Annotated in this window: 10 protein-coding genes; 6 read left to right on the top strand and 4 right to left on the bottom strand. The window is 58.5% G+C overall.

What is annotated here, in order from left to right:
* Window positions 1–5: 5 nt before the first annotated feature.
* The 4 genes from crcB to ftsK form a co-directional block, all read right to left on the bottom strand.
* Window positions 6–380, bottom strand: coding sequence for a fluoride efflux transporter CrcB (gene crcB, locus ACZRMH_RS03000; protein WP_464012084.1), 375 nt, complete (start codon window positions 378–380; stop codon window positions 6–8).
* Window positions 377–1702: a replication-associated recombination protein A gene (locus tag ACZRMH_RS02995; protein ID WP_464012083.1), complete on the bottom strand. Its 1326-nt coding sequence runs from the start codon at window positions 1700–1702 to the stop codon at window positions 377–379. The genes crcB and ACZRMH_RS02995 overlap by 4 nt, the downstream gene beginning before the upstream one ends.
* Before the next feature lie 125 nt (window positions 1703–1827).
* Window positions 1828–2448: an outer membrane lipoprotein periplasmic chaperone LolA gene (lolA, locus tag ACZRMH_RS02990; RefSeq protein ID WP_464012082.1), complete on the bottom strand. Its 621-nt coding sequence runs from the start codon at window positions 2446–2448 to the stop codon at window positions 1828–1830.
* A 54-nt stretch (window positions 2449–2502) separates the two neighbouring features.
* On the bottom strand, window positions 2503–4947 hold the full coding sequence (ftsK, locus tag ACZRMH_RS02985; RefSeq protein WP_464012187.1) for a DNA translocase FtsK: 2445 nt from the start codon (window positions 4945–4947) through the stop codon (window positions 2503–2505).
* Between the two features lie 337 nt (window positions 4948–5284).
* On the opposite strand from ftsK, the gene aat reads away from it, so the two are divergent.
* From aat to ACZRMH_RS02955, 6 genes are all read left to right on the top strand, one after another.
* Window positions 5285–5965 carry a leucyl/phenylalanyl-tRNA--protein transferase gene (gene aat, locus ACZRMH_RS02980; protein ID WP_464012081.1) on the top strand — a complete coding sequence of 227 codons (681 nt, stop codon included), beginning with the start codon at window positions 5285–5287 and terminating at the stop codon, window positions 5963–5965.
* A gap of 55 nt (window positions 5966–6020) precedes the next feature.
* On the top strand, window positions 6021–6728 hold the full coding sequence (locus ACZRMH_RS02975) for an arginyltransferase (protein WP_464012080.1): 708 nt from the start codon (window positions 6021–6023) through the stop codon (window positions 6726–6728).
* 98 nt (window positions 6729–6826) lie between these two features.
* Window positions 6827–7045: a translation initiation factor IF-1 gene (gene infA, locus ACZRMH_RS02970; RefSeq protein WP_002553999.1), complete on the top strand. Its 219-nt coding sequence runs from the start codon at window positions 6827–6829 to the stop codon at window positions 7043–7045.
* A 547-nt stretch (window positions 7046–7592) separates the two neighbouring features.
* A complete protein-coding gene (locus ACZRMH_RS02965) occupies window positions 7593–7832 on the top strand; it encodes a hypothetical protein (protein ID WP_464012079.1) in 240 nt (79 codons plus the stop codon).
* A gap of 226 nt (window positions 7833–8058) precedes the next feature.
* The gene (gene mgtA / locus ACZRMH_RS02960) at window positions 8059–10773 is read left to right on the top strand and encodes a magnesium-translocating P-type ATPase (RefSeq protein WP_464012078.1); all 2715 of its coding nucleotides are present in this window, start codon (window positions 8059–8061) and stop codon (window positions 10771–10773) included.
* Between the two features lie 95 nt (window positions 10774–10868).
* Window positions 10869–12497 carry a Na/Pi cotransporter family protein gene (locus ACZRMH_RS02955; RefSeq protein ID WP_464012077.1) on the top strand — a complete coding sequence of 543 codons (1629 nt, stop codon included), beginning with the start codon at window positions 10869–10871 and terminating at the stop codon, window positions 12495–12497.
* The last annotated feature ends 28 nt before the right edge of the window (window positions 12498–12525 follow it).

The following is a 12525-nucleotide window of genomic DNA, read 5'->3' as shown; positions in this document are numbered from 1 at the left end:
GTTTATCAAAGTTTGGTCAGGGACAGGCCAGCCCAGGTCGCGAGCAGCCCGCCGAATACGCTGAGGGCCGCGTAGCCCAGTGCCAGTGGCACTTGCCCGCTTTCAAGCAGGCGCACCGTATCCAGTGAAAAGGATGAAAAAGTGGTCAAACCACCCAGGAAACCGACCATCAGCCCGGCACGGACTTCAATCGGTACTTCCGGGCGTATCAGAAAAAGTCCGTAAAGGATGCCAATCAGCAGGCAGCCCACGATATTAACGGCCAATGTCGCGGTATAAAAGTGCCGCGGCCAATTGGCGTTGATCCAGTTTCCCGTGGCAAAGCGCAACAAGGTACCAGCAATGCCGCCCACCGAGACGGCTACAACCAATGGAATCACGGTTTTCTCCGCTGAATGGGGCTGGCCCGATCGAGGGCGGCAAGGTGTTTGAGCTTCTCGCCGATTTTCAGCTCCAGCCCCCGCGGTACGGGCTGATACAGCTGCAATGGCTCCAGCTCGTCGGGGTAGTAGTCCTCGCCGGCAGCATAAGCGTCGGGCTCGTCATGGGCGTAGCGGTATTCGTCGCCGTAGCCCAGTTGCTTCATCAGCTTGGTCGGCGCGTTGCGCAAATGCAGCGGCACTTCGAGCGAACCGTATTCGGCGGCGCTGCGCAGTGCAGCCTTGAAGCCCATATACACTGCATTGCTTTTTGGCGCGCAGGCCAGATAGGTAATGGCCTGGGCCACCGCCAGCTCGCCTTCAGGGCTGCCAAGGCGCTCTTGCACGTCCCAGGCCGACAGGCACAGGCTCAGGGCGCGGGGATCGGCGTTGCCGATATCCTCGCTGGCCATGCGCACCACACGCCGGGCGATATACAGCGGGTCGCAGCCGCCGTCGATCATCCGTGCAAACCAGTACAGGGCACCATCCGGGTTGGAACCGCGTACCGACTTGTGCAAGGCCGAGATCTGGTCGTAAAAGGCTTCGCCGCCCTTGTCGAAACGCCGCTGGGTATCGCCCAGCAGGTTGTGCAACAGGTCGGTGCCTATCTCGCTGTGGTCTTCGGCCAGATCCGAGGCGTTCTCCAGCAGGTTGAGCATGCGCCGGCCATCACCGTCAGTGGCCCGCAGCAAAATCTGGAAGCCCTCTTCGCTCAGGGTCAGGCCGCGCTTGCCCAGGCCCTTGTCTTCCGTCAACGCACGTTGCACCAGCTTGAGCAGGGCCGCTTCGTCGAGGCTTTTGAGCACATACACCCGCGCCCGCGAGAGCAGTGCGTTGTTCAGCTCAAAAGAAGGGTTTTCCGTGGTGGCACCGATAAAAATCAGGGTGCCATCTTCGACATAGGGCAAGAACGCATCTTGCTGCGACTTGTTGAAGCGATGCACTTCGTCGACAAACAGGATGGTCCGGCGGCCATACTGGCCTGCCTGCTGCTTGGCAATTTCAACGGCCTGGCGGATCTCCTTGACCCCGGCCAGTACCGCCGAAACGGTTTCGAAATGCGCATCCGAGACTTCCGCCAGCAGCCGTGCCAGGGTGGTTTTACCCACACCCGGCGGGCCCCAGAAGATCATCGAATGCAGTGCGCCCTGCTCCAGTGCTTCACGCAGGGGCTTGCCGCGAGCGAGCAGGTGCTGCTGACCGACATATTCGTCCAGGTTGGCCGCACGCAGACGGGCAGCCAGGGGCTGAGCAATCGGAGCACTTCGAAACAGATCCATGAGTACTTACAAAACCTCTGGTTGCAAATGACTGTGGAGCTGGCTTGCCTGCGATGCAGTCGACGCGGTTTACCCGGATAATGGGTTGATGCAATCGCAGGCAAGCCAGCCACAGATCTTGCGGCTTATTCCTGGATCACGTCGGCACCCTTCGGGATATCGAACTTGAACTTGGACGCAGGAATCGGCTCGTTGACCTTGACCCCGGTGAACAGGATGTTGGTGCGCTGGCCCACGCTGTCGATCAACTGCATGTCGTTGATCTTGCCGCCGCGAAACGACAGGCGCAGGGAGTCGAACAGGGTGTCCTTGGTCTTGGGCTTGAGGGTGAAGTCCATCACGTCACCCGCCTGCTTGGAGGTGATATCGAAGCTTTCGCTGATTTTCGATACATCACCCGACAGCAACAGGGCCGGAGTCTGGGTCAGGCGCTGATCAAGCTTTTTGATCGTAACCTGCTCCAGGTCCGGATCCCACAGGGAAACTTTCTGGCCATCGGAAACCATCAATTGTTCTTGTGGCGCATCGGTGTGCCAGTAGAACAGCCCCGGACGCTTTACCGACATTTCACCGGCAGTTTCCTGCAACTGGGTACCGCTGCCATCAAGCGTCAGCTGTGAAAAGCGCGCAGTGATGGTATCGGAACCCAGCAATTGACCCAGGCGTTTCACACTTTCGGCATCGGCATGGGCCGACAGCGAGGTAAAAGCCAGTACCGGTAGCAACAGCATGCTGACAAAACGCATGGAAATCCTCATTGATTTAGTTGGAGCCCGCTCATTGAAACCCTGGCGTGCAGATCACTCGCGCATCGGGGCTGGCGCCAGTACTTCACGCGAGCCATTGGTGTTCATAGAGGTTACGACCCCGGCCATCTCCATGGATTCAATCATTCGTGCCGCCCGGTTGTAGCCGATCTTCAACTTGCGCTGAACCGCAGAGATCGAGGCGCGACGGCTTTCCAGCACGAACTGTACGGCTTCGTCATACAGCGCATCGGTTTCAGCATCATCACCGCCATCGCCGCTGCCGCCATCAAAGCCGCTGCCAGGTTCTTCAACACCGGCAAGAATGTCTTCGTTGTAGTCCGGCGAACCGCGCAGCTTCCAGGCCTCAACCACGCGGTGGACTTCGTCGTCGGAGACAAACGCGCCGTGAACCCGGATTGGCAGGCTGGTACCCGGCGGCATATAGAGCATGTCACCATGGCCCAGCAATTGCTCGGCGCCACCCTGGTCGATGATGGTGCGCGAGTCGATCTTGCTCGACACCTGGAACGCCATACGGGTCGGGATGTTGGCCTTGATCAGGCCGGTGATCACGTCCACCGACGGGCGCTGGGTGGCGAGGATCAAGTGAATACCCGCAGCACGCGCCTTTTGCGCAATACGGGCGATCAGCTCTTCAACTTTCTTGCCGACGATCATCATCATGTCGGCAAATTCGTCGACCACCACCACGATGGTCGGCAATTTCACCAGCAACGGCGCTTCGTCGTGAATACTTTCGCGCTTGTACAGCGGGTCGACCAGCGGCTCGCCAGCGTCCTGGGCGTCCTTGACCTTCTGGTTGAAGCCGGCCAGGTTACGCACGCCCATCTTGGCCATCAACTTGTAGCGGCGCTCCATCTCGGCAACGCTCCAGCGCAGGGCGTTGGCGGCGTCCTTCATGTCGGTGACCACCGGGCACAGCAGATGCGGGATGCCTTCATAGATCGACAGCTCAAGCATCTTCGGGTCGATCATGATCAATTTGGCGTCTTCGGGGCCAGACTTGAACAGGATCGACAGGATCATGGCGTTCACGCCCACGGACTTGCCGGAACCGGTGGTACCGGCCACCAGCAAGTGCGGCATTTTTGCCAGGTCGGTAATCACCGGCCGCCCGCCAATATCATGGCCCAGGGCCAATGCTACCGGGGACTTGGCATTGTCGTACTCGGGAGTCGACAGTACTTCGGAGAACCGCACGATCTGGCGGTCTTCGTTGGGGATCTCGATACCGACCGTGGTCTTGCCCGGAATCACTTCAACCACCCGCACACTGGTCACGGCCAGCGAACGCGCCAGGTCTTTGGCCAGGTTGGAAATACGGCTGACCTTGACTCCGGCTGCAGGCTGGATTTCGTAACGGGTAATCACGGGACCTGGGTGAATCGAGTCCACCGTGACCTCTACACCAAATTCCTTGAGCTTGATTTCAAGCAGATGGCCTACGGCTGCCAACGATTCTGGCGAGTAATTGAGCTGTTTTTTCTCGGCCGGATCAAGAATCGAGATCGGCGGCAATGTGCCTTCAACCGCGCTGTCGACAAACAGCGGCGCCTGTTTTTCTTTCTGCACGCGCTTGCTCGGCTCAGGGGCCTTGGGCGGTGCCGGGGCGATCACCGCCGGTACGTGTTTTTCACGCTCGGACATATGCTTGGTCAGCGCCTGCTCGCGTTCGATCAGGCGTTCCTTGGCCTTGGCCTGCTCGCGCTTGTCGGAAACGCTGGGCGCTACCACTTCACTGACCCGGTTATCCACTTCGCGCAATTGCGCCACCAGTTGCTTGCGCTCGTTGCGCTCGGCCCACCAGCGATTGGCTGCGCCCTGGATCAGCTCGAACAGGTCCAGGGTGATCTTGCCCGTCACATCCATGACCTTGAACCATGACAGGTCAGTGAACACCGTCAGGCCAAACAGGAACAACGCGATCAGCAACAGCGTACTGCCCTGGATATTCAGCGCATTCCTGGCCAGGTCGCCCAGGCTTTCACCCAGCGCACCGCCAGCACCCGCAGGCAGGCCCGACGCAGAGTGAAAATGGATATGGGCCAGGGCAGCGCCCGAGATCACCAGGAAGATCAGGCCAACCAGCCGCCACGAGAACAGCCAGCCGCTCCACTGCCAGGGCTGATGCCGCTCGCGGAATATCTGGTACGCCTTGACCGCCAGCAGCAGCGGGAAAATATAGGCAAAGTAACCCAGCACCATAAACAGGATGTCGGCACTGTAGGAACCGGCAGGCCCACCGAAGTTCTGCACATCCACGACACGGCTGTTATGACTCCAGCCGGGGTCGTCCTTGCCATAGGTCAGCAGGGCCATCATCAGGAACAGGCACAGGGCGCCGATAGCGATCAATGCACCCTCCTTTAGCCGGTAGTGCAATTGCTGACGCCAGAGAGGGACTACTTTTGGTGCTGCTGTGGATTTCTTCAAAACGGGTCTTTTCCTGCGCCTGTGGCGCGCCCAACTATTAATTGACTAATGTGACTGCAAAATACTGTTCATCTCGAACAGGCGACACGCTCAACCCTAAAATGAAACCGGCCTTGTATTATGACCTGCCGTTGCGTGCAGCAACCTGGAGCAGTTTAGATCAGCTCAAACAGGCAGGCCATTGTACGGGTTTGCGCCGTTGATGCCATGCTGGCCGTAACTGGCCGGGAAGCGCCAATTTGAGCATGTATTACCTTTTGTGACAAAGACTTATACCACCGCCAAAACACAGCTTGTATTTCACTGGCAGATCGACTGAGACCGCACTTGCGTGACAGAGTTGCAGCCGCCCTCCCCTTCTTGTGCAAGACTCAATGCCATGCTGACCTGGTTAAAACGCGACACCCTGATATTTCCGCCACTGAGTAAAGCCATGCGCGAGCCCAACGGCCTGCTGGCCGCCGGTGGTGACCTGTCCGCTGACCGGCTGATCCAGGCCTATCGGCATGGCTGCTTCCCGTGGTTCAGCGAAGGCCAGCCAATCCTCTGGTGGTCGCCGGATCCGCGCACAGTGCTCTTCCCTGAAGAGCTTCACGTGTCCCGCAGCCTGGGCAAGCTGTTGCGCCAACAGCGTTATCAAGTCAGCTTTGACCGTGATTTTGCCGCCGTAATCCAGGCCTGTGCAGCACCCCGTGACTACGCGGACGGCACCTGGATTACCGACGATATGCAAAACGCCTATATCGAGCTTCACGCCCGCGGCCATGCCCATTCGGTTGAAGTCTGGGACAAGGGCGAGCTGGTAGGCGGATTGTATGGCCTGGCAATGGGCCAGCTGTTTTTTGGCGAGTCCATGTTCAGCCGCGCCGACAATGCTTCAAAGTTCGGTTTTGTTACATTGGTCAGGCAACTGCAGGCATGGGGGTTTGTGCTGATTGACTGCCAGATGCCTACAGACCACCTCGAAAGCCTCGGCGCCCGCTCGATCCCGCGTGAGCAATTTGCCGAGTATTTGCAAAAACACCTGGATCAGCCCACACCAGCCAAATGGGTTTTATAGGCGACTTTTTGTACGCTGGCTTACACTTAATTCAAAGATTTCCCGAGGGCTTATCATGACCGAGTTGGCGCGCTTGAAGTTTTATGCCACTCAACCTCACGCATGCAGCTACTTGCCTGACGAGCAGGCCACTACGCTGTTCCTCGACCCCAGTCAGCCGATGGATGTGCAGGTTTATGCCGATTTGTCCGAGATGGGTTTTCGGCGCAGTGGCGACCATCTCTATCGCCCGCATTGCCTCAAGTGCGATGCCTGCACCCCGGCGCGCATCCCGGTTGCGCGCTTTATGCCCAATCGTCAGCAAAAGCGCATTTTCAAGCGCAACGCCGATTTACAGGTACAGCCGGTAAAGCCGGCGTTCAGCGAAGAGAATTTCGACCTGTATCAGCGCTATATCGAACAACGGCATGCCGATGGCGATATGTACCCACCCAGCCGCGATCAATTCTCGACCTTTCTGGTACGTGATCTGGCGTTTTCTAAATTCTACGAGTTCCGCCTCGACGGGCGTCTGCTGGCGGTCGCTGTCACTGATGTGCTGCCCAATGGCCTGTCTGCCGTGTACACCTTCTACGATCCCGACGAAGAGCGTCGCAGCCTGGGCCGCTACGGGATCCTCTGGCAAATCGCCGAAGCGCGCCGTCTGGGGCTTGACGCGCTGTACCTGGGGTACTGGATCAAGAACTGCAAAAAGATGAATTACAAGACCGAATATCGGCCCATTGAGCTTCTGATTAATCAGAGATGGAGCTCTCTTGATTGAACCCTTGGCTTAAACCCCATTTTTCGGGCACAATGCACGCCGCTTTTGCCTGGCGCAGTTGCACCGGGCCATTCATTGGACACCGAGGGCTTTACTGCATGTCGAAAGAAGACAGCTTCGAAATGGAAGGCACTGTCGTCGACACCCTGCCCAACACCATGTTTCGTGTGGAGTTGGAAAATGGGCACGTCGTAACCGCGCATATCTCCGGCAAGATGCGCAAGAACTACATTCGTATTCTTACCGGTGACAAAGTGCGCGTCGAGCTGACGCCCTATGACTTGAGCAAAGGGCGCATCACTTACCGCGCTCGCTAAGCAAGTCAATACAAAACGCCCGGTTCTGCCGGGCGTTTTTGTGTGCGCGCAATTTGACCGCCGCTCACAGAGCCCACGGGAATACCTGTGGGAGCGGGCTTGCTCGCGATAGCATCACTGCGGCTTGCCTGACACAGCGAGTCGCTGGCATCGCGAGCAGGCTCGCTCCACAGACTTGGCGTCATAATAGAGACTTCGTGCCACTGTAACTTTTCTGTCTCATTTAATTTATATCCAATACAACACTGACAACTTCCAAACTTCCTGAACCGCTCCTGTACCGAAGACACTTGCCGGGTTTAAACATTGACTTGCACCGGCGCCCTGAGTAGATTGCACGGGTCGGTCATTCAGGCCGCCTATAAACTTCACAAAAGAAGCCAATGGACACAGTATCTAGTCGCTGTCCGGTCACCGTAAATGCGGAGCACCGGGCACCAAACCCAGACATTGACGGGACTCGCCTGCACGGCGAGGTCAACTGCGCTAGAGCCTGACGCTCCAACGTAACGACCTCACCGGCAGCAGTCCGGTCACGAGGTGTGTTATGACCTACAAAACCCATGTACTACCCGGCGTTCGCGCCTTTGCCTCCAGCATGCGCGTAAAACTGTCACGCGAGCCCACCCTTGCCCGCTCGACCAGATCGCCCTTTTCCACACCCGCTCCCACCGCAAAACCTGCGCACCGCCAGGTGCATTGGCGCGTCAGCCCTGCCACAGGCCAGCTGGAGCAGCGCTGGAGCCTGAGCGACTCTCAGGACCCGCAGAGTCGTTTCTGGCGCTGAACAACTGCTAACCAACAATAACTTTCAGTTCACTGGAGTTCCTTATGGAAGTCGCCAGTAGTTACCCGTTGCGCGCGCTTTAAAACGTTCGCAGCGGAACTTTAAAACACACTTAACACTTCATTTAAACCGATTGCGAAGTTTGCGACTCGGCATACATTGGCTCGCCTTTTAAAAGGTAAGCCAACGTATGTTTGGTCAAGAGTTGGCGACAGGAGTTCTCATCATGAGCGCCGTAAAAGACACTGAAGTTCGAGACAAGAAGAGCACCGCTGACAGCCACAAACTGTCCATGCGTGCCGCCCGGGAAGCCCAAAACGGCCTTTCGGCCACCCTGGCCAACGTACGCGCCACAACCGCCGGTCTGACCGAGCAGGACGCCGCCGAGCGCCTGCAGAGCGATGGCTACAACGAAGTGGCCCATGACAAGCCACCTCACGCCCTCGTGCAATTACTGATGGCCCTGCACAACCCCTTTATCTATGTACTGCTGACCCTGGGCGTGATCAGCTTTTTCACCGACTACTGGCTACCGGAACGCGATGGCGAAGAAGGCGACCTGACCAAAGTCATCATCATTGGCCTGATGGTTGGCCTGAGCAGCCTGTTGCGGTTCTGGCAGGAACATCGCTCGGCCAAGTCCGCCGAAGCCCTCAAGGCCATGGTCCGCACCACCGCTACCGTTGTGCGGCGCGACAAAACCGGCGGCAAGACCTCGATACACGAAGTGCCGATGCGCGAACTGGTGGCCGGTGACATCGTGCAACTGTCCGCGGGCGACATGATTCCGGCGGATATTCGCCTGATCGAATCCCGGGATTTGTTTATCAGCCAGGCCGTGCTCACCGGCGAAGCCTTGCCGGTGGAGAAATACGACACCCTGGGAGATGTGACGCAAAAGTCGGCATCCAGCAGCGCAGCCGATCAAAGCAACCTGCTGGACCTGCCCAATATCTGCTTTATGGGCACCAACGTGGTCAGCGGCACCGCCAGGGCCGTGGTGGTCGCCACCGGCCCGCGCACCTACTTCGGCTCGCTGGCCAAGGCAATCGTCGGCTCACGCACACAAACCGCCTTCGACCGCGGGGTCAACAGCGTCAGCTGGCTGCTGATCCGCTTTATGCTGGTCATGGTGCCCATCGTGTTTTTCCTCAATGGCTTCTCCAAGGGCGATTGGGGCGATGCGTTCCTGTTTGCCCTGGCGGTGGCGGTCGGCCTGACCCCGGAAATGCTACCCATGATTGTCAGTGCCAACCTGGCCAAGGGCGCCACGGCCATGGCCAAGCGCAAGGTGGTGGTCAAACGCCTGAACGCGATCCAGAACCTCGGCTCGATGGACGTGTTGTGTACCGACAAGACCGGCACCCTGACCCAGGACCACATCATCCTTGAGCATCATGTCGACGCCAGCGGCAAGCGCGACGAATCGGTACTGGCCCTGGCCTGGCTCAACAGCCATCACCAAAGCGGCATCCGCAACCTGATGGATCAGGCGGTGGTGCAGTTCTCGCAACAGGATCCACAGTTCAACGCCCCGCTCAACTACAGCAAGGTCGATGAACTGCCTTTCGACTTCGTGCGTCGGCGCCTGTCGATCATCGTCAAGGACACCCAGGGCGACCACCTGCTGGTGTGCAAGGGCGCCGTGGAAGAAATGCTCGGCATCGCCACCCATGTGATGGAAGGCGATGCCTGCGTTGCGCTGGACCCGGCCCGCCGCGAGCAATTGCTGGCACTGGCCACCGAATACAACGAAGACGGTTTCCGCGTATTGCTGGTCGCTACCCGCGAAATCCCCAAGGCGCAGGCTTGCAAGCAATACAACACCGCCGACGAGCGGGACCTGGTGATCCGCGGCATGCTCACCTTCCTTGATCCGCCAAAGGAAACCGCTGGCCCGGCGATTGCCGCGCTGCGCGATATCGGCGTCACGGTCAAGGTACTGACCGGCGACAACGCCGTGGTCACCAGCAAGATCTGCCGCCAGGTCGGCCTGGAACCCGGCACCCCGCTGCTGGGCCCACAGATCGAGAGCATGGACGACGCCACCCTGCAACTGGAAGTCGAACAACGCACCGTCTTTGCCAAACTCACGCCGCTGCAGAAGTCCCGGGTACTGAAAGCGTTGCAAGCCAATGGCCACACCGTCGGCTTCCTTGGTGACGGCATCAATGACGCCCCAGCCTTGCGCGATGCCGATGTGGGCATCTCGGTGGACAGCGGCACGGATATCGCCAAGGAATCAGCTGACATCATTCTTCTGGAAAAGAGCCTGATGGTGCTGGAAGAAGGCGTGCTCAAGGGTCGCGAGACCTTCGGCAACATCATGAAGTACCTGAACATGACCGCCAGTTCCAACTTCGGCAACGTGTTCTCGGTCCTGGTGGCCAGCGCCTTTATCCCTTTTCTGCCGATGCTGTCGATTCACCTGCTGCTGCAAAACCTGATGTATGACATCTCCCAGCTGGCACTGCCGTGGGACAAGATGGACAAGGAATACCTGCAAAAACCACGCAAGTGGGACGCCAAAAATATCGGCCGCTTTATGATCTGGATCGGGCCAACGTCGTCGATCTTCGATATCACCACCTTTGCCCTGATGTGGTACGTGTTCTCGGCCAACAGTGTGGAAATGCAGACCCTGTTCCAGTCCGGCTGGTTTATCGAGGGGCTGCTGTCGCAAACCCTGGTGGTGCATATGCTGCGAACCCGCAAGATCCCGTTTATCCAGAGCACCGCCGCATGGCCGGTGACCATGATGACCATCATCGTGATTGTGCTGGGGATCTACGTACCGTTCTCGCCACTGGGCACACTGGTAGGCCTGGAACCGCTGCCGCTGTCGTACTTCCCATGGCTGGTAGCCACCCTGTTCAGCTACTGCTGCGTCGCACAGCTGATGAAGACCCTCTACATCCGCCGCTTCAAGCAGTGGTACTGACTTGAATCACCACGGGCTGACGCCATAGCGCGCCAGCCCGTGCCTTTGTATTACGACCTCGTAACACATGAATGCTTGTTTTGTGGAGATTCCTTATGACGGGAACCACTCTGTTGCTCAACCTCGCAGGGGCCATCGCACTGTTGCTGTGGGGCACCCATATGATTTCCACGGCCCTGCTGCGCGGGTTTGGCACCCAACTGCGCAACTGGATGGGGCGCAACCTGAATAACCGCTGGATGGCGCTGATTTCCGGAATCGGTATAACCGGCGTACTGCAGAGCAGTACTGCGGTCAGCCTGATGGCCACTTCGTTTACTGCTGCTGGCACCCTGAGCCTGGCGCCCGCCCTGGCGGTGATGCTGGGGGCCAATATCGGCTCGACCCTGGTCGTGCAACTGCTGAGCTTCGACACCTCGCTAGCGATGCCGGTCATCCTGCTGGTGGGTTTTATCGTGTTTCGCCTGCGCGATGATTCGCGCCATGAGAGCGTCGGCTGCGCGCTGATCGGCCTGGGCCTGATGCTGCTGGCACTGGGCTTGCTCAGCGCCACACTAGGGCATATGGAGGCGACTTCAGTGTTTCGCGCCATTATGCAAAGCCTGGAAGGCGATGTAATCATCGCAGTAATCGCCGCCGTACTGCTGACCTGGATCTGCCACTCAAGCGTCGCGGTGGTACTGCTGATCGCCTCTTTGGCGGGAGTCGGCATGATGACACCCATAACCGCCATCGCCCTGATGCTCGGCGCCAATATCGGCGGCGCCCTGCCCTCCGTATTCAGCGCCAGCTCACCCGTGGCACGCCGCCTGCCGGTGGGCAACCTGCTAATCCGCTTGCTCGGCACCCTGGCCTTGCTACCGTGGCTGGGTTTTATCGCCAGTTCTCTGGCCCGCACTGATATCGGCCCTGCACACATGGTGGTGTACCTGCATACCGCGTTCAATCTGGCACTGGCACTGGTGTTTATCGGCCTGACCGAGCCCTGCGCACGCCTGCTGACTCGCCTGTTTCCCCAGCAAGAACCACCAGCGGACCCGGGTATGCCGCAGTATCTGGACGAAGCCGGGCTGGAAGTGGCCAATATCGGTCTATCCAATGCCGTGCGCGAAGCCTTGCGCCTGGCGGACATGACCTCGCTGATGCTCAATCAGGTACTGCAATTGTTCGAGAAGCCAGACCAGCAGACGGTGAACAAGGTACGGCAACTGGATCACTCCATTGATCTGCTAAGTGCGGCGATCCGCGCCTACCTTGCTGATATTGGCCAGGACGGTATCAGCGATGAAGATGCCGATCGTGCCCAGGAAATTCTGATGTTCGTGATCAACCTGGAACATGCCGGTGACATCCTCAACAACCTGGCGCAACTGGCGGTTCGCCGGACTCGCCGGGGTGAACGTTTTTCCTCCTTCGAACTGGTGCATATCCAGGCCATGCACCTGGCCCTGCTGGACAGCCTGAATCTGGCCATCACCGCTTTTTTGCGCGAAGACGTCAGCGCAGCCGAGGACTTGATCAACCACAAAGAGAGCGTACGCAAACTGGAAGCCGGCGCCAGCCGCGAGCACTTTCGCAAATTGCAGAACGACAAGACCACATGGGCCGAATCCGGGGATATTTTCCAGCGGGTGCTGCGCGACTATCGACGCGTGCATCACCATATTGCCGCACTGGGCTACCCGGTGCTGGAGCGCAATACCGCGCTGATCCAGACCACCTGATTGCAGACAGCAAAAAGGCGCCCCAAGA

It is taken from the genome of Pseudomonas sp. B414 (assembly GCF_055408445.1).
This window is presented reverse-complemented; position numbering and strand designations above follow the sequence as displayed.

Excerpts from the sequence above, each read along its gene's own strand:
- ACZRMH_RS02955 (WP_464012077.1), top strand. The coding sequence starts at position 10,869 with ATGACGGGAACCACTCTGTTGCTCAACCTCGCAGGGGCCATCGCACTG.
- ACZRMH_RS02965 (WP_464012079.1), top strand. The coding sequence starts at position 7,593 with ATGACCTACAAAACCCATGTACTACCCGGCGTTCGCGCCTTTGCCTCC.
- ACZRMH_RS02995 (WP_464012083.1), bottom strand. The coding sequence starts at position 1,702 with ATGGATCTGTTTCGAAGTGCTCCGATTGCTCAGCCCCTGGCTGCCCGT.
- lolA (WP_464012082.1), bottom strand. The coding sequence starts at position 2,448 with ATGCGTTTTGTCAGCATGCTGTTGCTACCGGTACTGGCTTTTACCTCG.
- infA (WP_002553999.1), top strand. The coding sequence starts at position 6,827 with ATGTCGAAAGAAGACAGCTTCGAAATGGAAGGCACTGTCGTCGACACC.
- aat (WP_464012081.1), top strand. The coding sequence starts at position 5,285 with ATGCTGACCTGGTTAAAACGCGACACCCTGATATTTCCGCCACTGAGT.
- ACZRMH_RS02975 (WP_464012080.1), top strand. The coding sequence starts at position 6,021 with ATGACCGAGTTGGCGCGCTTGAAGTTTTATGCCACTCAACCTCACGCA.
- mgtA (WP_464012078.1), top strand. The coding sequence starts at position 8,059 with ATGAGCGCCGTAAAAGACACTGAAGTTCGAGACAAGAAGAGCACCGCT.